General features: G+C 72.1%; 17 protein-coding genes. 9 read left to right on the forward strand and 8 right to left on the reverse strand.

All coding sequences use genetic code 11. From position 1 onward, the window contains the following. Positions 1-76: 76 nt before the first annotated feature. Complete coding sequence (locus tag ABD976_RS15980; RefSeq protein WP_345363807.1) at positions 77-3748, forward strand: PQQ-dependent sugar dehydrogenase; 3672 nt, start codon at positions 77-79, stop codon at positions 3746-3748. 85 nt (positions 3749-3833) lie between these two features. Continuing rightward, a complete protein-coding gene (locus ABD976_RS15985) occupies positions 3834-4496 on the forward strand; it encodes a 3-keto-disaccharide hydrolase (protein ID WP_345363809.1) in 663 nt (220 codons plus the stop codon). Between the two features lie 66 nt (positions 4497-4562). Here the strand turns inward: ABD976_RS15985 and ABD976_RS15990 are convergent, their stop codons facing one another. Beyond that, positions 4563-5612 (reverse strand): NAD(P)-dependent alcohol dehydrogenase, encoded by a 1050-nt coding sequence (locus ABD976_RS15990; protein ID WP_345363811.1) that lies wholly within the window; start codon positions 5610-5612, stop codon positions 4563-4565. A gap of 98 nt (positions 5613-5710) precedes the next feature. On the opposite strand from ABD976_RS15990, the gene ABD976_RS15995 reads away from it, so the two are divergent. The 5 genes from ABD976_RS15995 (at position 5711) to ABD976_RS16015 (ending at position 10717) form a co-directional block, all read left to right on the forward strand. Further along, entirely contained in the window at positions 5711-6319 is a 609-nt protein-coding gene (locus ABD976_RS15995) for a TetR/AcrR family transcriptional regulator (protein ID WP_425570096.1), read from the forward strand. A gap of 126 nt (positions 6320-6445) precedes the next feature. Next, positions 6446-7480: a LacI family DNA-binding transcriptional regulator gene (locus ABD976_RS16000; RefSeq protein ID WP_345363813.1), complete on the forward strand. Its 1035-nt coding sequence runs from the start codon at positions 6446-6448 to the stop codon at positions 7478-7480. Between the two features lie 221 nt (positions 7481-7701). Further along, complete coding sequence (locus tag ABD976_RS16005) at positions 7702-9369, forward strand: sodium:solute symporter family protein (protein ID WP_345363815.1); 1668 nt, start codon at positions 7702-7704, stop codon at positions 9367-9369. 21 nt (positions 9370-9390) lie between these two features. Then, a complete protein-coding gene (locus ABD976_RS16010) occupies positions 9391-9669 on the forward strand; it encodes a hypothetical protein (protein ID WP_345363817.1) in 279 nt (92 codons plus the stop codon). Positions 9670-9703: 34 nt separating this feature from the next. Further along, complete coding sequence (locus tag ABD976_RS16015; protein ID WP_345363819.1) at positions 9704-10717, forward strand: zinc-dependent alcohol dehydrogenase; 1014 nt, start codon at positions 9704-9706, stop codon at positions 10715-10717. Between the two features lie 87 nt (positions 10718-10804). Here the strand turns inward: ABD976_RS16015 and ABD976_RS16020 are convergent, their stop codons facing one another. The 6 genes from ABD976_RS16020 to ABD976_RS16045 all read right to left on the reverse strand — a co-directional run bounded on the left by ABD976_RS16020 (position 10805) and on the right by ABD976_RS16045 (position 16769). Continuing rightward, positions 10805-11638 (reverse strand): helix-turn-helix domain-containing GNAT family N-acetyltransferase, encoded by an 834-nt coding sequence (locus ABD976_RS16020; RefSeq protein ID WP_345363821.1) that lies wholly within the window; start codon positions 11636-11638, stop codon positions 10805-10807. 124 nt (positions 11639-11762) lie between these two features. After that, positions 11763-12689 carry a sugar kinase gene (locus ABD976_RS16025; RefSeq protein WP_345363824.1) on the reverse strand — a complete coding sequence of 309 codons (927 nt, stop codon included), beginning with the start codon at positions 12687-12689 and terminating at the stop codon, positions 11763-11765. Between the two features lie 2 nt (positions 12690-12691). After that, positions 12692-13342, reverse strand: coding sequence for an RraA family protein (locus ABD976_RS16030; protein ID WP_345363826.1), 651 nt, complete (start codon positions 13340-13342; stop codon positions 12692-12694). An 85-nt stretch (positions 13343-13427) separates the two neighbouring features. Next, on the reverse strand, positions 13428-14741 hold the full coding sequence (locus tag ABD976_RS16035) for an MFS transporter (protein WP_345363828.1): 1314 nt from the start codon (positions 14739-14741) through the stop codon (positions 13428-13430). A gap of 52 nt (positions 14742-14793) precedes the next feature. After that, entirely contained in the window at positions 14794-15297 is a 504-nt protein-coding gene (locus tag ABD976_RS16040) for a 2,4'-dihydroxyacetophenone dioxygenase family protein (RefSeq protein WP_345363830.1), read from the reverse strand. Between the two features lie 50 nt (positions 15298-15347). Next, positions 15348-16769, reverse strand: coding sequence for a mandelate racemase/muconate lactonizing enzyme family protein (locus tag ABD976_RS16045; protein ID WP_345363832.1), 1422 nt, complete (start codon positions 16767-16769; stop codon positions 15348-15350). Between the two features lie 339 nt (positions 16770-17108). Here ABD976_RS16045 and ABD976_RS16050 point away from each other — a divergent pair, with 339 nt between their 5' ends. Beyond that, complete coding sequence (locus tag ABD976_RS16050) at positions 17109-18074, forward strand: LysR substrate-binding domain-containing protein (RefSeq protein WP_345363835.1); 966 nt, start codon at positions 17109-17111, stop codon at positions 18072-18074. A gap of 150 nt (positions 18075-18224) precedes the next feature. After that, complete coding sequence (locus ABD976_RS16055; RefSeq protein ID WP_345363837.1) at positions 18225-18995, forward strand: SDR family oxidoreductase; 771 nt, start codon at positions 18225-18227, stop codon at positions 18993-18995. 107 nt (positions 18996-19102) lie between these two features. Here the strand turns inward: ABD976_RS16055 and ABD976_RS16060 are convergent, their stop codons facing one another. After that, complete coding sequence (locus ABD976_RS16060; RefSeq protein ID WP_345363840.1) at positions 19103-20194, reverse strand: ArsO family NAD(P)H-dependent flavin-containing monooxygenase; 1092 nt, start codon at positions 20192-20194, stop codon at positions 19103-19105. Positions 20195-20214: the final 20 nt, after the last annotated feature.

Genomic DNA, 20214 nt, shown 5'->3' on the forward strand with positions numbered 1-20214 from the left:
GCTTCCGCCGATCGCCGCCGGTCCACGCGTTCCCGGGCCGTTGTTACTTCTGACGACGCAGCGGAAGGACGTAGCGATGACATCGTTGACGCACCTCGTGCGGCGGCCCCTGGTCGTCCTCGGCCTGGTGGTGGCCGTGGCGGGGGCCTCGGTGGGGGTCGGGACGGCCCGCGAGCCCGATCCGCCGCCACCACCGCCGGCTTCGGCCGAACGGGTGGTGGCCGGCAACGTGACCAACGCCGCGGAGTCCGACTTCGAGAAGAAGAAGCTGACCGACGACGTCGGGGAACCGATGGCGCTGGCGGTGGCCCCGGACGGCCGGGTGCTCATGACCGACCGGCGCGGGATCGTCCGGCTGTTCGACCCGGCCACGCACAACGTCACCGAGGCCGCGCGCATCCCCGTCTACACCGGTGAGGAGGACGGCCTCCAGGGCATCGCGCTTGACCCGGACTTCGCCACCAACCACTGGGTGTACGTGTACTACTCCCCGGCGGGACCGGATCCGCTCAACCGCCTGTCCCGGATGAAGCTCGACGGCGCGGTGCTCGACCTCGCCACCGAGCAGGTGATCCTGGAGGTGCCGACCCAGCGCGACCTGTGCTGCCACGTGGGCGGGGACATCGACTTCGACTCGAAGGGCAACCTGTACCTGTCCACCGGGGACAACACGAACTCCTGGGCCTCCGACGGCTATACGCCGATCGACGAGCGGCCGGGCCGCGAGCCGTTCGACGCGCAGCGGACCTCGGGCAACACCAACGACCTGCGCGGCAAGCTGCTGCGCATCACGGTGCAGCCGGACGGTTCCTACACGATCCCGGAGGGCAACCTGTTCCCGCCCGGGACCGAGGGGACCCGCCCGGAGATCTACTACATGGGGCTGCGCAACCCGTTCCGCTTCAGCGTGGACCCCGCGACCGACTGGGTGTACCTGGGCGTGGTCGGTCCGGACGCCGCCGAGGACGACCCGCAGCGCGGACCGCGCCAGTACGACGAGCTGGAGCTGATCAAGGGTCCGGGCAACGCGGGCTGGCCGTACTGCATCGCCGACAACATCCCGTACCGGGACTACGACTTCGCGACCCAGCAGCCCGGCGAGCTGTTCGACTGCGCCAACCCGGTGAACGACTCGCCGAACAACACCGGGCTGCGCGAACTGCCGCCCGCCCAGCCGCCGCTGGTGTGGTACCCCTACGACTGCTCCGAGGAGTTCCCGCAGATCGACTGCCCGGGCGGCGGCACGGCCATGGGCGGCCCGGTGTACCGCTACGACGAGAACCTCGACTCGCCGACGAAGTTCCCGCCGGAGTACGACGGGGTGGAGTTCTTCTACGAGTACTCGCGCGGCTTCGTCAAGTCCGTCCGGGTCGACGAGCAGGGCGCGTTGCAGTCGATCGACCCGTTCCTGCCCGGCACGGACTTCGACCAGCCGATGGACCTGGAGTTCGGCCCGGAGGGCTCGCTCTACGTCCTGGAGTACGGCGGCGGCTTCTTCACCCCCGGGCCCAACGCGGGCCTCTACCGCATCGACCACACCGGCGGGCAGCGTTCCCCGACCGCCGTCGTCGACGCCACCCCGACGTCCGGGGACGCGCCGCTGGCGGTGTCGTTCGACGCGACGGGCTCCTCGGACGCCGACGGCGACGCGCTCACCTTCGCCTGGGACTTCGACGGTGACGGCACCGACGACGCCGCGGGCCCGACCGCCGAGCACACCTACACCGAGAACGGCGCCTACGACGCCAAGCTGACGATCACCGACGCCACCGGCAAGGTCACGGTGGCGCGGGTGCCGGTGTCGGTGGGCAACCAGGCGCCGGAGGTGACGCTGGAGCTGCCACCGGACGGCTCGACGTTCGAGTTCGGGGACGAGGTCTCCTACCGGGTGCGCGTCAACGACGCCGAGGACGGTTCCATCGGCTCCGGGGTCAACTGCCACGACGTGACCGTGCAGGTGGCGCTGGGCCACGACGAGCACGCGCACCCGCAGACCGAGACCAAGGGGTGCGAGGGCCGCATCCAGATCCAGGAGGAGGCCGGGCACGGGGCGGACGCGAACCTGTTCACCGTGCTGCGCGCGTCCTACACCGACGCCGGCGGGCCGGGCGTCCCGCCCGCCGAGGGCAACCACGAGATCCGGTTGCAGCCCAAGCACAAGCAGGCCGAGCACTTCAGCGGCAACCAGGGCGCGGCGGTCGTCGAGGACGAGGCGGCCGAAGGCGGCACCGCCGTCGGCGAGCTCGCCCCCGGGGACGCGGTCTCGTTCGACCCGCTGAGCCTGCGGTCGGTGGAAACGGTGGGCTTCCGGGTCAGCGCACCCGGCCGCGGCGGGACGATCGAGCTGCGCGCGGGCGCCCCGGACGGCCCGGTGGCGGCCACCGCGGAGGTGCCCGGCGGCACCACCGGCTACGTCGACCTCCCACCGGTGCCGGTCACCGATCCCGGCGGCAGCCACGAGTACTTCGCGGTCGCCCGCGGGGCGGCGGGGGAGCAGGACCTGTTCCGCTTGGACGCGATGCAGTTCAACGGGCTCGGTGCGGCCGGGCCGCTGAACGTCTCGGCGAGCAGCGACCTCACCCGCGGCCCGGCGCCCATGGAGGTCGGTTTCACCGCGCAGGCGCCGCACGCCCCGGCCGGGTCGACCTACCGGTGGGACTTCGGCGACGGCGCCACCGGCGAGGGCGCGCAGGCGTCGCACACCTACACCGAACCCGGCGAGCACACCGCTCGGGTCACCGTCACCGACCCCGACGGGGTGGTGCGCGGCTCGGCCACGACGGCCGTCGAGGTGGTGGACGAGGTCGAGGGCACGATGCGGCTCGTCCCGCCCACCGCCAACCTCGACGCCGGGCAGCAGCACCGGGTGACCGCGACCTTCCGGCCCGAAGACGGTGCGGCGGCGCAGCCGGTGACCTTCGAGGTGTACCGGCGGGCTCCGGCGGCCGGTCTGCCCCCGGGCCACACCGAGGGCGTGCCGCACATGCGGGCCGAACGGCAGGTGGTCCAGGCCGACGAGAAGGGCCGGGCGGTGTTCGAGTACAGCTCCGCGGTGGCCGGCTCGGAAGTCGTGCTGGCCTGCGTGGCCGCCGGGGACTCCTGCAGCCGGGGTGACGGCCGGTTGGCGGTCGTCGACGACGAGCCGGTGAACGCGCGCACCGACGTCCCGGTCGCGGTGGCGGACGCCACGTGGCGCCCCGCTCCGGACGAGCAAGGCTTCCACACCCTGTTCGACGGCCGCAGCCTGGCCGGGTGGAGCCACGTCGGGGAGGGCGGGTTCACCGTCGTCGACGGCGTGCTGCGCCCGTCCGCCGAGGGCCGGGGCGTGCTCTGGTACTCCGGGCAGGAGTTCGGCGACTTCGTCCTGGAAGCCGAGTACGAGACCGACGACGTCAGCGCCGACTCGGGGCTGATGCTGCGGTTCCCGGACCCGCAGGGCGATCCGGAGGTGCCGGGGACGCAGGGCTACGAGGTGGCGATCCTGGACCGGGTGGAGGCCGTCGACCAGCGCACCGGATCGCTGCGCGGGGTCAAGGCCGCCGAGTTCCTGGCCGCCAAGCCGCCGCAGGGCGGGTGGAACAAGTTCTCCATCGAGGTCCGCGGCGACAGCTACGTCGTCCGGCTCAACGACCAGGTCGTCACCGAGTACACCGGCGGGGCCGACCGGGGCCAGGGGCCGTTCATCGGTCTGGAGAACGCCGGCGACCAGCTCCGGTTCCGCAACGTCCGGGTCCGGCCGCTGGACTGAGCACGGGGGTGCGGCAGGCCGCGGTTCGGCCTGCCGCACCCCCGCGATCGAGCAGCACCGTTCGTCCGAGGAGGAGGCAGGAGCTATGCGTGCGAAGTCGACGGTGACCGCCCTGGTGGCGCTGGTGATGGCGCTGTCGGGCGGGGCCGCCGCCGCGGCGCCGGTGGACGGCGCGACGGCGGTGACGACGCGGGACCGGGACTGCGCCAAGCCGATCCGGCTGTTCGACGGCCACTCGCTGCGCGGGTGGTCGCAGGCGGGTCCCGGCGGGTTCGACGTCGAGGGCGGCAAGCTCGTCAGCCGCGGCGGCATGGGGCTGCTGTGGTACTCCGAGCGCACCTTCGCCGACTACGAGCTGCGGTTGAAGTGGCGGGTCACGGCCGAGACCGACAACTCGGGGGTGTTCCTGCGGTTCCCCGACCCCGGCCAGGACCCGTGGGTCGCGGTGGACCGCGGCTACGAGATCCAGATCAACGACAACCCGGGGGGTGACCCGCAGAAGACCGGCACCGTCTACAACTTCCAGGACCCGTTCCGGACCGCGTCCAAGCCGGTCGGGAAGTGGAACGAGTACCGGCTGGTCGTCGTCGGCCAGCGCTACCGGATCTACCTCAACGACGTGCTGGTCAACGACTTCACCAGCACCGACCCGGCGCGCGGCACCGAGGGCCACGTCGGGTTGCAGAACCACGACCCGGACAGCCGCACCGAGTTCCGCGACATCTGGATCAGGCCGCTGCACCGGTAGCGGCCTCGACGGCCCCGCCCCCTCGGAACGGAGGCGGGGCCGTCGGCCCGGTGGGCGCCACCGCCCTCAGCGCGTGCCGAGGGTGGCGGTGTCGATGACGAACCGGTAGCGGACGTCGCTGTTCTGCACGCGCTCGTAGGCGGTGTCGACCTGGTCGGCCGGGATCGTCTCGATCTCGGCGCCGATGCCGTGCTCGGCGCAGAAGTCCAGCATCTCCTGCGTCTCCGGGAGACCGCCGATCATCGACCCGGTCAGCACCTTGTTGCCCGCGATCAGGGAGAACGCGTTGTAGGACAGCGGGGTGCTCGGGGCGCCCACGTTGACCATCGCACCGCCCGTGCGCAGCAGACCCAGGTAGGCGTCGACCGGGATCTCCGAGGACACGGTGTTGAGGATCAGGTCGAAGTTCGACCGCAGCGCCTCGAAGGTGGACTCGTCGCTGGTGGCGTAGTAGTGCTCCGCCCCCAGGCGCAGCCCGTCCTCCTGCTTCTTCAGGCTCTGGCTGAGCACGGTGACCTCGGCGCCCATCGCCACCGCGATCTTGACGGCCAGGTGGCCGAGACCGCCGAGCCCGACCACGGCGACCTTCTTGCCCGGCCCCGCGTTCCAGCGGTTCAGCGGCGAGTAGGTGGTGATCCCGGCGCACAGCAGCGGGGCCGCGACGTCGAGCCCGATGCCGTCCGGGATGGAGCAGACGAAGTGGTCCTTGACCACGACCTGCTGGCTGTAGCCGCCGTAGGTGGGCTCGCCGTCGAAGCCGACGCCGTTGTAGGTCTGGACGTTGCCGCGCACGCAGAACTGCTCGGTGCCCGCCCGGCAGTGCTCGCACTCACCGCAGGAGTCGACCATGCAACCCACGCCGACCCGGTCGCCGACCCGGTGGGCGGTCACCTCGGAACCGACCGCCGAGACGACGCCGGCGATCTCGTGGCCGGGCACCATCGGGAAGATCGCGCTGCCCCACTCCTCCTTGGCCTGGTGGATGTCGCTGTGGCAGATCCCGGCGTAGGCGATGTCGATCTGCACGTCGTCCGGGCGCAGCTCCCGCCGGTCGATCGTGGTCGGCTCGAAGGGCGCCCCCGGGGCGGGAACGCTGATCGCGCGCGTCTGTGCCATGAGATCCTCCAGAGAAGGCCCGCACCGCGGACCGCAACATTGCTATCTGTGAATGCACCACCAATGTAAGACCCTACTTACATCGGTGTGAAGCGGAGGTGATCCTCGACATGGTGCGCCGGTACCACCACGGCGAGCTGCGTGCCGCGATGATCCGGGGGTCGCTGGAGCTCATCGCCGAGCAGGGGATGCAGCGGTTCTCGGTCGCCGAGGTGGCCCGCCGGGTCGGGGTCAGCACGGCCGCGCCGTACCGGCACTTCGCCGACCGGGAAGGCCTGCTCGCGGCGGTCGCGCGCACGGTCGCCGAGGAGCTGGCGGACCAGGTCCGCGCCGCCGCCGAGGGGCACGCCGACCCGGCGGACCGCCTCGCGGCGGCGGCCGGCGGTTACACGCGTCACACCATCGAGAGCCGGGCCGGGCTGCCGGTGGTGTTCGCCGCCGAGCTGCACCACTCCCAGCGCGAGGACCTGCACGAGAGCAAGCGCACCCTGATGGACGGCTTCCTCGAACTGGCGCTGGCCGCCGCCCCCGACCCGCCCACGGCCCTGGAGCTCATGGAGCAGTTGCTCGCCCAGGCGCACGGCTACGCCACGCTGCACCTGGACGGCGTTTTCGGCCAGCACGGGTACGACGTCGACCTCGTGGTGCGCAAATCCGTCGACGCCGCGCGGATCGTGATCGCCGGGCGCTGCGGCGCCGCCGCGTAGGGGCCGCGCCGCCCGGACTCCGGTTGGCGTCCTGGGCCCATGGGTGCGCCCATCGGAGTATTGACCGCGGGTGTGTTACCGCTAACACTCGATACGCAACGCCCGGGCGCGGAAGGGAGCAGGTCGGTGGTCAAGCGGTCCGAGGGCACGCCCGAACCGACGGGACGGCCGCCCTCGCTCGCCGACGTCGCGGCGCAGGCCGGGGTGTCGCACATGACCGTCTCCCGCGTGGTCAACGGCGCGGGGCCGGTGCGCGCGGAGACGCGGCGCCGGGTGCTCGACGCCATCGACCGGCTCGGGTACCGGCCGAACTCCCTCGCCCGCGGGCTGGCCACCGGGCGCTCGCGCGCGCTGGGCGTGGTCGCGCTCGACTCGGTGCTCTACGGACCGGCGAGCACCCTGTTCGGCATCGAGAACGCCGCGCGCGAGGCCGGTTACAGCGTCTCGGTCGCCAGCGTCAGCGCTCCCGAGCGGACCTCGATCGTCGACGCGGTGGAGAACCTGCGCAGGCAGGGCGTCGAAGGGATAGTCGTGATCGCGCCGCACGTCGCGGCCGGGCGCGCGCTGGAGATCGCGCCCCGGGAGGTGCCGCTGGTGGCGGTGGCCGACACCGAGGAGGCGCCGGTGCCGGTGGTGGCGGTGGACCAGCGCGACGGGGCCCGGCGCGCGACGGAGCACCTGCTGGCGCTCGGGCACCGGACCGCCTGGCACATCGCCGGGCCGCACGGCTGGCTGGAGACCCGGGCCCGCGAGCAGGGGTGGCGCGCGGTGCTCGCCGAGCGCGGTGCGCCGCCGCCTCCGGTGCTGCGCGGCGACTGGAGCCCGCGATCCGGTTACGAGATCGGGAAGGAGCTGCTCGACCGCGAGGGCGTGGAGGCGGTGTTCGTGGCCAACGACCAGATGGCGCTCGGCCTGCTGCGCGCGCTGTCCGAAGCCGGGCGCCGGGTGCCCGACGACGTGCGCGTCGTGGGGTTCGACGACGTCCCCGAAGCCGCCTACTACTCGCCGCCGCTGACCACGGTGCGGCAGGACTTCCTCGCTTTGGGGCGCCTGACCTTCGGGCGGTTGCTGCGGTGCATCGAAGGTGACGACCCGCCGGGGCGTTCCATCGTGCCGCCGGAGCTGATCGTGCGGGAGAGCACCGGAATGCGCGGTCGCTGACCCGCCCGCCGTCGCACCGCCGCGCCCGCGCCGGCGCGGCGGTGCCCCACGGATGCCGGAACGTTCTTTCACCCCAATGCTTTTCGTTATTACCCGTGCCGGTGAGCGTGTTGACCGGACCCGCGGGCTCGCGTACGTTCCCGAACATCGTCCGGCCCATCGGACATCTCTTCCCGCTCGAACCGACCGGACCCGCCGCCGAAGACGAGGAAGCGTCGACAATGGACATACCCGCGGACGGCTTACGGCTGTCGATGAACTGGCTGGACAACCTGATCCTGGTCATCTACTTCGCCGTGGTGCTCGGGATCGCTTTCGCCGCCAAGCGCAGCGTCAACACCACGCTGGACTTCTTCCTGTCCGGGCGGTCGCTGCCCGCCTGGGTCACCGGCCTGGCGTTCGTCTCGGCGAACCTCGGCGCGACCGAGATCCTGGGCATGGCCGCCAACGGCGCGCAGTACGGCGCCTACACCGTGCACTGGTACCTCATCGGCGCGATCCCGGCGATGGTGTTCCTGGGCCTGGTGATGATGCCCTTCTACTACAACTCGAAGGTCCGCAGCGTCCCGGAGTTCCTGCTGCTGCGCTTCAGCCCGTCCTCGCACCTGCTCAGCGCGGTGATCTTCGCGGTCGCCTCGGTGCTCATCGCCGGGGTGAACCTCTACGCGCTGGCGATCGTGCTGCAAGCGCTGCTCGGCTGGCCGCTGCCGGTCTCCATCGTCGTGTCGGGCGTGTTCGTGCTCGCCTACATCGTGATCGGCGGGTTGTCCTCGGCGATCTACAACGAGGTCCTGCAGTTCTTCGTGATCGTCGCCGCGCTGGTGCCGCTGACGGTGCTGGGGCTGGCGCGGGTCGGCGGCATCGACGGGTTCATCGACCGGGTCTTCGCCGGACCGGGACCGGAATTCCTCACCGCGTGGGGCGGAACCGGATTCGGGCAGGAGAACCCGCTCGGCGCGAACTGGCTGACCATCACGCTCGGGCTCGGGTTCGCGATCTCCTTCGGCTACTGGACGACGAACTTCGCCGAGGTGCAGCGGTCGCTGTCGGCCAAGAACCTCTCCGCCGCGCGGCGCACCCCGCTGATCGCGGCGTTCCCCAAGATGTTCATCCCGCTGATCGTCGTGCTGCCCGGCATCCTCGCGCTGCTGGTCGAACCGACCATCGGTCAGCCGGGCAGCGGCTACACCTACAACGACGCGATCCCGCTGCTGATGCGCGACCTGCTGCCCAACGGCGTCCTCGGGCTCGCGGTGACCGGCCTGATGGCCTCCTTCATGGCCGGGATGGCGGCGAACGTGTCCAGCTTCAACACGGTGTTCACCACCGACATCTGGCAGGCCTACATCAAGCCCCGGATGCCCGACGCGCACTACCTGCGGGTGGGCCGGGTGATCACCGCCGTCGGCGTGGTGGTCGGCATGGGCACGGCGTTCATCGCCGCGTCCTTCAGCAACATCATGAACTACATGCAGACCCTGTTCTCCTTCTTCAACGTCCCGCTGTTCGCGACGTTCATCCTCGCGCTGTTCTGGAAGCGGATGACGGCCAAGGCGGGGTTCTGGGGACTGCTGCTGGGCACCCTGGCACCGATCTGCTTCTACCTCGCCTACCAGGCCGGGTACGTGCCGATCAGCACCGACCAGGGCGCGAACATGACCGCGGCGATCATCGCCTTCGCCGTGGACATCGCGGTCAGCGTGCCGATCGCGCTGGCCACCACCCCGAAGACGGACGCGGAACTGGCCGGGCTGGTCTACAGTCGCGCCGCCGCGCGCGACGGCGGGACCCCCGCCCCGGGCGACGACGCCTGGTACCGCAGGCCGGCGCTGCTGGGCTGGGGTGCGATGGTGCTGGCCGCGCTGTGCTACGTCCCGTTCACGCTGTAGGGCGACCCGGAGGAGGAACGGATGCAGGAGAACCCGAAGGAGCACGCCGAGAACATCTCGCGGCTGGAGGAGCGGTCGGGCACCGCGGCCAGGTTGTTCGACGTGCGTGCCGTGATCAGCGGCCTGTTCCTGGTGTACGGGGTGCTCATCGGCGGCGCCGGGCTGTTCCCGACCGAAGCCGGGATGGCCAAGTCCCAGGGGATCAACATCAACCTCTGGACCGGGCTGGCCATGCTCGTCGTGGGCGCGGCGTTCGCGCTGTGGCTCAAGCTGCGCCCGCTCGGCCACGGCGACCGGTGACCGGGCTCGGCCGGGCCCTGATCGGAGGCAAGGCATGACATCGCGCGCCGTCATCATCGACCGGCCCGGCCAGCTGCGGGTCGCCCCCGCCGAACCGCGACGACCGGGGCCCGAGGAGGCGCTGGTGCGGGTGGCGTGGAGCGGCATCTGCGGTTCCGATCGCGAGGTGTTCACCGGCCACCGCCCGGCCGAGCTCGTCCGCTACCCGGTGGTGCCCGGCCACGAGTGGTCCGGCACCGTCGTCGAGGTCGGCACCGACGTGACCGCCGATCTGGTCGGCCGCCCCGTCGTCGGCGAGGGGTTCCGCAACTGCCAGGTCTGCGAGGCCTGCCGCCGGGGCGAGAACAACCTGTGCGGCGGCGGGTACGACGAGACCGGGTTCACCCGGCCCGGGGCGTGGTCCGATCACCTCACGCTCCCGGCGCGACTGCTGCACGTGCTGCCCGAGCACGCCGACCTGCGCGCCGCCGCGGTGCTGGAACCGGCCGCGTGCGTCGCCGAGGCGTGCCTGAAGCTGGGCGCCGCGGCGGGGGAGCGGATCGCGGTGGTGGGCGGCGGCAGCTTGGGCCTGCTGGCCGCCCAACTGCTCGCCGCCGCCTCGCCCGCGGAACTGGTCGTGGTCGATCCCGAACCCGGACGCGCGGAGCTGGCCGCGGCGTGCGGCGCCACCGAGCTGGTCGGTCCGGAGCAGGCCGGGCGGCGCGCCGGCCGGTTCGACGCGGTGCTGGAGGCGGCGGGGGCCCGGGGCACCTCGGACCTCGCCACCCGGCTCGCGCGCCGCGGCGGGCGGGTCGTGCTGACCGGGGTGCCCCCCGCCGACGACCGGACGCTGTCGGCCAGCCACCTGGTGCTGTCCCAGCTCACCCTGCACACGGTGTTCGGCGCCTCGTCCCGGGCGTGGGTCCACGCGGTGCGGGCCTTCGTCGCCGGGGTGCTCGACCCGTCCCGGATCGTCGGCCGCGAGTTCGGGCTGGAGGACGCCGCGACGGCCCTGCGGCTCCTCGGCGAGCGGCGGGACCGGGTGGTGAAGGTGCTGCTGCGGCCCTGATCGGTTCCGGGGGATTGGGCGGCGCCGCCCGCGGTTACCCCGGGGTCGCCCCCGTGCGGGCGGTGGGGCGCCCGCACGGGGCCGCGGTCAGTCCTCGGCGCGGCGGCGTTCGAGCACGACGGTGTCCCGCCACCGGCCGTGGTGGCGGGCGACGCGCTCGCGCAGGCCGACCGTGTGGAATCCCGCCGAGCGGTGCAGGGCGAGGCTCGCGCGGTTCTCCGGGAAGATCGAGTTCTGCAGCGTCCACAGCCCGCCCTCGTCGGCGGCGGTGACCTGGCGGTGCAGCAGGGCCTTGCCGACCCCCCGCCCGCGCACGCCGTCCCCGACGTAGACCGAGGTCTCCGCGACGCCGGCGTAGCATTCCCGCGCCGAGACCGGCGCCGCCGCGGCCCACCCGGCGACCGCACCGGCGACCTCGGCCACCCAGCGGTGGCCGGAGAGCCACTGGGCGCGGAGGGCGTCCTCGTCGGGCACCTCGGTCTCGAAGGTGGCGTCGCCGGTGGCGATGCCCTCGGCGTAGATGCGCCGCACCGCCGGGAGGTCGTCATCGGTCATCGCCCGCACCGGGACGTCGGCGGGCACGTCCCGCGGGCAGCAGGAAAGCGGCAGCAGCCCCAGCACCGCATCGGCGGCGTGCGGCAGTCCGGTGCGGCACGCCTGGTTGACCGACACGCGGGTGGCGGTGCCTTCCTCGTGCAGCAGCACGAACCCGACTTCGGCGAGCTTGCGGACGTGGTGCGAGCAGGTCGACTCGCTGATCTCGAGCCGTTCGGCGAGCGCTCCGACGGAGGTGCTGCCCGCGGCGGCCACCGCGTGCAGCAGGCGCACCCGCATCGGCTCACCGAGCCGGGCGAACCACTCGGCGTAGGTGGTCGCGTCGTCCGCGGAGAGCTGCCCGTCGCGGGGTGCGCTGATCGTCATGCCCCAGTATCGGCACCGCTCGTCCGTTGCGGCAATCGACGAACATCCATGCTGCCCGGCGCGGGACCGCCGAGGCTCCCGGCCCGGTGCGGTGGACGGGCCGGGCGCCTCGGCGGACGGTTCGTCAGAGGAGTTCGAGCACGTCCTCGTGGTGCGGGATGGGACGCACGGCACCGTGCCCGGTGGTGCTGAGCGCCGCCGCCGCCGCGGCGTAGCGGGCCGCTTCGGCCGGTCCACCTCCCCCCAGCAGTCGCGCCGCGAAGGCCCCGTCGAAGGCGTCCCCGGCCCCGGAGGCGTCGACCGAAGCGACCGGCGGTGCGGGGATCTCCGCGATCGTCGCCCCGTCGGCCAGCAGCGCCCCCTGCGCGCCGTTCTTCAGCACGACCGTGCCGGGGCAGAGTTCGCGCAGCGCCGCGAGGACGTCGCGCGGCTGGTCGGCACCGGTGAGCATGCGCCCCTCGTCGAGGTTGGGCAGTGCGATGTCGCAGAGCGCGAGGCTGCGGAGGATGACCGCCCGCGCCCGTTCGGTCGCCCACAGCCCCGGCCGGTGGTTCGGGTCGTAGCTGACGAGGACGCCGCGCTCCCGGGCCAGCGCCATGGCGTGGAAGGCCGCATCGCAGGCCGAGTGGCTGATCGCCTGGGTGATGCCGGTGAGGTGCACGAGCCTGGCCCGGGCGATCACCTCGCCGGTCACGTCGGCCGGGGACAACCGGGTGGCGGGCGAGTCGTGGCGGTAGTAGGTGAAGGCGTGCTCCCCGCCGTTCCGGGCGATGAAGTAGATGCCGGTCCGCCCGCCCGCTTCCCGCACGACGTGCGGTGTCCCGACGCCTTCCCGCCGCCACAGGTCGCCGAGGGCGGTCCCGAAGGCGTCGTCGCCGATCCTGGTCAGGTACTCGGTGCGGGCTCCCGAGCGGGCGGCGGCGATGATGAAGTTGGACGTGTCGCCGCCGTAGCCCCGGGAGAAGGTTTCGCTGCCGGCCAGGTCGCCGTCGGTGCCCGCGTTGAACTCCACGAGCGGTTCGCCCATCGCGAGGACGTCGATACCGCTCATGATCAGATCCGGCCGTACTTCGCGAGGCCGTCCTGCAACGACCCGCTGTCCAGGATCAACCTCGTCTGCTCCTGCTCGCGGGTCTCGATCTCGGTGGCGGCGGCCAGGACTGACTCGACGTGCCGGGCCGGAACGCGGACCACGCCGTCCGAGTCGGCCACGATGAGATCGCCGGGGTGCACGGTGACCTCGCCCAGCACGACCGGTTCGTTCAGCGACACGGTACGGAACCGGCCGACCGTGGTGGCCGGGACGCTGCCCCGCGCGTAGACGGGGAAGCCGTAGTCCCTGCGGATCTCCTCGACGTCGCGCACGGCGGCGTCGAGGACCGCTCCGGCCAGCCCCTTGGCCACCGCGCCCGCGGTCATCAGGCCGCCCCAGACCGCGACGTCGGCGCTCCCGGCGTCGATGCAGATCACGCTCCCCGGCTCGGACCGGTCGATGGCCCGCAGCGCGTGCTCGGGCGGCAGCGCCTCCTCGTCGGGGACTTCGCGGACGGTGACCGCGGGGCCGACGACCTTGCCCGCGACGATCTGGTGGATCCGCCCGGAGAGGTAGCCCCGCCCGCCGTGCTGCTCGACCGCGTCGGCCACCGACGCGGTGGGCAGTTCCGCGAACGCGGCGATGGTCTCGGGGGAGTACGACTGGTTCATCCTCTGCTCCGTTCGAAGTGGGGTACATCAGGAACCGGGGCCGCTGCGGTTCGCACCAGGTCCTCGCCGGGGCCCGCGGCGCCGGTCACGACGTGGGCAGCGGCGCGATCCGGCCGATGCCGAAGGCGTAGACGAGGGCGCCCAGCAGGGCCATCGCCCCCGCGACGGCGAGGGGGACGACGTAGGAGCCCCCGGTGACGTCGAGCAGCACGCCGATGACGATGGGGCTCGCCGCGCCGGCGGCGTTGGAGGCGAACCCCTGGATGCCCGCCAGGGATCCGACGTTGCCCCGGGACGGCGCGACGTCGCTGGGCAGCGCCCACAGGCTCGACGCCGCGAAGGTCAGCGCGCCGTAGGAGATCGTGAGCAGGGTCAGCGCGATCGCGGCGTTGGGGGCCTGGGCGGCGAAGACGATCACCGACGAGACGATCAAGCCGCTGACGAGCGGGAGCTTCCTCGCGAACGAGACCGAACGTCCCCGCTTGATCAGCCCGTCCTGCAGCAGGCCCCCGAGCCACTGCGACGGAATGGCCAGCAGTGCGGGCAGCATGCCGAAGATCCCGAGGTTGAGCAGGTCGAAGCCGCGCGCGTCGACCAGGTAGGACGGGAACCAGGTGATGAAGAAGTACAGGACGAAGGACAAGCAGAAGAAGCCCGCGATCATCCCCCAGGTCGTCCGGTAGGTGAGCAGGCTCAGCCACGGTAGCGGGGGCTGGTCGTCCCGGGCGTCGCCGGTTCCGCCCCGGATGTGCGCCAGTTCCTGCGCGGTGACCTTCGGGTGCTGGTCGGGATCGTGGTAGACGCGCAGCCAGATCGCCACGAACACCAGGCCGAGCAGCCCGCACACCAGGAACGAGCCGCGCCACCCGATGACGCCGATGAGCACGGCGATCAGCGGCAGCGCCAAGGCCGTGCCCGCACGTCCTCCGCTGTCGAAGATGGAGGCGGCGATGCCGCGTTCCCGCACGGGGAACCAGCGCGCGACGACCGCCGAGCTCGACGGGAACGCCGGGGACTCGCCCACGCCGAGCAGCAGGCGCAACAGCAGCAGCACCAGGAATCCGGTCGCGGCGCCGATCAGCATGGTGATCACCGACCAGGTGATCAGCGCGAACGCCAGCATCCGGCGGGGGCCGAAGCGGTCGACCAGGTAGCCGGACGGCATCTGCATGAAGGAATACGTCCAGAAGAACGCTCCGAGCAGGATGCCGTACGCGGTGCTCGACAGCCGCAGCTCCTCGGTCATGTACGGCAGGGCCACGCCCAGGTTGGCGCGGTCGACGTAGTTGATGGTGGTGGCGCCGAAGGCCATCGCGATCATGGTCCAGCGCACCCGGCCCGTCCGGCCGGTGCCTGCGGGCGGTGCCACGTCCGCGTTGTGCTGCCCTGGTGTGCTCATCGAAGCTCCTGCTGAACCGTGCGTGCGGCGTTGTCCGGCGTCGGTTCCCCGCTCACCGGATGAACTGCTCGACGTAGTCCGCGCCGAGCCCGGTGTCGCGGTAGTGCGCGCGGCACATCTCGATCTTGGTGAAGACGTCCTCGTAGCCGGTCTGCCGTCCCCGGTCGTCCAGGTAGATCATGGCTCCCGCGACGTTGAAGAACGTGATCATCTCGGTGCAGTCGTCCGGAACCTCGAGGGTGTGCACCTCTCCCGGCGGTTCGTAGACGAAGTGCCCTTCCTCCGCGGTCCACGGGTGCTCCAGGTAGTGCCACTTGCCGCGGAGGACGTACCCGACCACCAGGCCGGGATGGCGGTGTCGCGAGACGATCCCCGATGCGGTGACCCGCAGCAGGTTGCACCACTGCCCGGTCACGGTGTTGAGGAACAGCGGGCGGAACCAGACGTCGGGGGCCTGGGGGACCCATCCGCGGTCGTCCTCGGGGAGGGCCGGGATCGCGATCTCGTCGGGCAGGCCGGCGGGTCCGCGGCCGGGGGAGGTGCCGTTGTCGGCCATCGTGGTCCTTTCCATCGTGGGTGCCCGCTGCCGCGGGGGTGCGCGGTGGGTCAGCTCCAGGTGCGGTCCCAGGAGCCGGATTCGTTCCACTGGTCGCTCGGGGGGAAGAGCTCGGTCCCCTTCTTCAGGTGTTGCCGGGCGGCTTCCTCGTTGAGCTCGACGCCCAGCCCGGGGCCATCCGGGATCCGGTAGAAACCCTTGCGCACCAGGGGCTTCTCCACGCCGGTCACCAGGTCGTCCCAGAATTCGACCTCGGCGGAGTGGTTCTCCAACGCCACGAAGTTGTGGCTGGCGACCGCCACGTGGGCGCTCGCCATCGCTCCGATCGGCGATCCCGCGTAGTGCAGGAACATGGCGATGCCGTTTTCGGCCGCGTAGTCGCCGATCTCCTTCGTCGGCATGATGCCGCCCGCGCTGGCGATGTCGGGGTGCACGAGGTCCACGGCGCGCTCGTCGATCAGCGGCTTGAAGTCCTCCAGGCCGTAGATGTCCTCCCCGGTCATGGTGGGCACCGTCGTGGCGCGGGAGATCTCCTTCCACATGTCGGTGTGGAACCAGGGGACCAGGTCCTCCATGTAGGCGAGGTTGTACGGGGCCATCCGCTCGGAGAGCTTGATCGCCTCGTTGACCCCGAAGTGCCCGAAGTGGTCGGACCCGAGCGGGATCTCGTAGCCCACGGCGTTGCGGACCGCCTCGTAGTACTTGGCGATCTCGTCGAGCCCCTTGTCGGTGATCTGGATCCGGGTGAAGGGGTGCTCGGTCATCCCGTAGCTACCGGGTTTCCCGCTGTACTGCTCGAGGTCCCCCCACGCGCCCGCGCCGGTGAGCGCGCCGGGGATGTCCTTGACCAGCTCGATCCCGACGTCCATCTTCAGGAAGGTGAACCCTTCCCGGTCGACCTTCTCCTTCATGCGCCTGGCGTAGACGGCCGGGTCCTGCGACGCCGCGGTGTCGGTGTAGAGCCGGACGTCGTCCCGGTACTTGCCGCCGATCATCTGGTAGACGGGGACCCCGAACGCCTTGCCCGCCAAGTCCCACAGGGCCATCTCGACGCCGGAGACACCGCCGCCCTGCCGCCCGTGCCCGCCGAACTGCTGGATCCCGGCGAACAGCTTCTCGACGCTCGTCGGGTTCTGCCCCAGGAGCCTGCTCTTGAGCATCAGGGCGTAGCGGGGGTCGGCATCGTCGCGGACCTCGCCGTACCCCGAGATGCCCTGGTTGGTGTCGATGCGCACGATCGGGCTGGTGAACGGCACCTCGTCGAGCACGGCGACCCGCAGGTCGGTGATCTTCAGGGAGCTGGGCGCGGAATTCCGGTTGACGTTGCGCGTCGCGTACGCGACGCGTTCCTCGTAGGGGGCGAGCGCGGTCCCGAGCCCGAGCCCGCCCGCTCCCGCCGCCACCGCGGTCAGGAAGCCCCGACGGCCGAACTTCCTCGTGGACCCGCTGCTTTCACTCGTCTTGTCGTGCACCTATGCCTCCAGAGCGGTCGGCTCACCGCGGAAACGGGACGTTCCACCGAAGAATGGGAAATCGAGTGGGTGGGAAATCGTCCGTGAGCACCCGAATGCGTGGTTGCAACAGTAATCATCCGGCTCCGCACCTGGTCAAGCGCGAGGTTTGAATGGCGGCATTCGACTCCGCAATATCCCGCGGTGCCGCCTTCCCGGGCGGTCGTGTCACCGGGTTCGGCCATTGCCACGCGCTGCCGGGGCGCGCAGACTGATTCGTCGGCTGTGACCGGGGAAACTCGGCTGGACCAACGGTCGTCCGGACGCGGTTCCGGGCGGCGAACAGGGAGGACGATGATGTTGAGCGCCGATGTCAGGCTGGAATGGTTCGTCTCCTTCCTCGCCGTCATCGACACGGGCAGTTTCGTCGCCGCCGCCGAGTCGACGCGGCGTTCGCAGCCCCGGGTCAGCACGCACGTCGCCTCGCTGGAGCGGGAGATCGGCTTGCCGCTGTTCGATCGCAGGAAGCGCCCCGTCGAGCTGACCGGGGCCGGTGCGGCGCTGGCCGTCCACGCGCGCGAGATCCTGCACGCGCTGGAATCCGCCGAAGCCTCGATGGCCCCGTGGCGAGGGGGGACGCGCGGAGTCGTCACGCTGGGGTCGTACCCGAGCGCGAGCGCGGCCTTCGTGCCACGCCTGCTGGCGTCGCTGCGCCGCTCCAGCCCGGACGTGCAGGTGGTGCTCCTCGAACGGTCCACACTGGAGCTCGACGACGCGCTCACCTCGGGCGCCGTGGACGCCTACCTCCGACCGATGTCGCCGCCGCCGGCTTCGGCCTCGGCGCGTTCGCTGCCGCTGTGGAACGAACCGCTCGTCGTCGTCCACGCCCCCGAGCACCCGCTGGCGCGGTTGCCGGAGCCGATACCGCTCGGAGCCGTGGTGGAGCATCCCATCGTCTCGATCGGTCGGCTCGACGCACCGGAGACGGGGGAGTTCGAGTCCTACCAGCTGTTCCGCGAGCACGGGTACGAAGTGGAACCGGTCCAGGCGACCAACCAGCCCCAAACGCTCGTTTCCCTCGTGCGGCAGGGAATCGGCGTCGGTGTCACCAACTGGCTCGCCGCGCAGGTCGCCGACACCACCGGTGTCGAGGTGCGCCGCCTGGAAGGGCCTGCGGGCAGGCGGGTGGCCGTGTGCTGGGACTCCGTCCGGCCGCTCACCCCGGCCGCCCGGACGCTGCTGCACGGCATCATCGACACCGAGCCGCCCGCGGGCACCGATCCCACCCCGGAACGCGCGCGGGCCCGCCGCGCCGGACCGCGATAGGCGGCCCGCGGACCGGGGGGGCGAACGTGGATTCGGCAGCTGGATACCCGCATTCGGAACGTGCGCTTCACGATCGTGCGGGCGGGTTCGTATCGTTCCCAGGCGAACGAACCGCAAGTCGCATCAGCCGCACGGGAGAACGGAGCGGGTGTGTCGGGTCAAGCGAGTCCGAAATCGGGGGACTTCCAGGGACGCCGCGTCCTGGTCACCGGAGCCGGTAGCGGGATCGGGCGGGCGATCGCACTCGGCTTCGCCGCGGCCGGTGCGGATCTCCTGCTCCTGTCGGAGAAGGACGACCTGGGACCGGTGGTCGCCGAGGCCGAAAGTCTGGGAGTCTCCGCCGATCAGTTCCGCCTCGACCTCGCGGATGCGCGGCAGCGCCGGGAGGCCATCCCCGAACTGCTCGGGCGGGGCGAGGTCGACGTCCTGGTCAACAACGCCGGGCAGATCAGGAGGGCGGCCGCGGAGACCTTCCCGGACGCGGACTGGGACCAGGTGATCGAGCTGAACCTCAACGCCGCGTTCGAACTCGCGCGCGCGGCGGGCCGCGGCATGCTCGAACGCGGGCGCGGGAAGATTATCAACATCGCCTCGGTCCTGAGCTTCCAGGGCGGGGTGTTCGCGCCCTCCTACGCCGCGAGCAAGCACGCCCTGAGCGGGCTGACCCGGGCCTTGGCCAACGAGTGGGCCGGGAGAGGCGTCAACGTCAACGCCCTCGCCCCCGGCTACCTGGCCACGGCCGTCACCAGCGGGCTCCGGCAGGACCGGGAGCGCAGCCGCGAGATCCTCGCGCGCATCCCCGCGGGGCGCTGGGGCGACCCGGCCGACGTCGTGGGTCCTGCCCTGTTCCTCGCCTCGTCGGCCGCCGACTACGTCCACGGGCACGTGCTGGCCGTCGACGGCGGATGGCTCGCGCGCTGACCCGCCCCGAGGGCCGTCCGGAAGCTGCGCGACCGGCGCCGGGGTGGCGCTGAACCGGGACGGCGGGCAGGCGTCCCACGCCGCTGCCGGCTGCCGGAACTCCACCGTCACCGGGTCTGGGCCCGATCCTCGCGCAGCAGGGCGGTGACCTCGGCGACGGCGGTCTTGGCGGTGCGGGCGGCGCCGACCACCGTCGCCGAGGCCCAGCCGGTCCAGTCGCCGTAGCCGAGCAGGTGCACCCGCGGGTCCTGGAGCGAGCGGGTGCCCTCGGTGGTGATCCGGCCGTCGGCGCCGGGACGCAGCAGCGGTGCGAGGTGGGGCAGGTCGGGCCGGAACCCGGTGGCCTGGAGCACGGCGTCGAAGGGCCGCTCGGACCCGTCGGACCACACCGCGCCGCGCTCGGTGAAGCGCTCCGGCATCGGTTCGGCGCGCAGCGCGCCCCGCTCGCGGGCGGCCCGCACCGGCGGCACCACCACGATGTCGCCCAGCGCGGCCGGACCGCCGGTGTCGGGCAGCCCGGCCCGGCGGGCCGCGTGCCGGGCGGTGGCCAGGTCGAACAGGACCCGCCCGTCGACGTCGTCGGGCATGAACCGGGGCGGTCGCCGGGTGGCCCACGTCGTGTCCGCGACGGCGGAGAGCTCGGCGAGGATCTGCGCCGCGGAGTTGCCGCCGCCGATCACCAGCACCCGTTGACCGCGGAACTCCGCGGGCGACCGGTAGTCGGCGGAGTGCAGCACGCGGCCGGTGAACCGCTCCAGCCCGGGGTGGTGCGGTCGGTGCGGGGCGCCTCGGGTCCCGGTGGCGCTGATCACCGCACGCGGGCGCCAGGTCCCCCGGTCGGTGTCCACGGCCAGCCGCTCGGCCCCGCCGCGCAGCTGCCGGACCCGCACCGGGCGCAGCACCGGCAGCGCGTAGCGCCGCTCGTACGCGGCGAGGTAGTCGGCGACGTGGCCGGCGGTGGGGAACTCCTCGCCGGGCTGCTCGGGCATCCACCAGCCGGGCAGCGGGCTGTAGCGGGCCGGGGAGAACAGCCGCAGCGAGTCCCACCCGTGCCGCCAGGCCCCGCCCGGTGCCGACGCGGCGTCGAGCACCGCGAAGTCCACCCCGGCGCGGCGCAGGAAGTAGCTCGCGGCCAGGCCCGCCTGACCGCCGCCGATCACCACGACCTCGCGGTCGTCGGCCCGTGCTGCCAACTCCACGCCTCCTCGGGGCCGGTGCC

The organism is Saccharopolyspora cebuensis, assembly GCF_039542665.1.
GTDB classification, from domain to species: domain Bacteria; phylum Actinomycetota; class Actinomycetes; order Mycobacteriales; family Pseudonocardiaceae; genus Saccharopolyspora; species Saccharopolyspora cebuensis.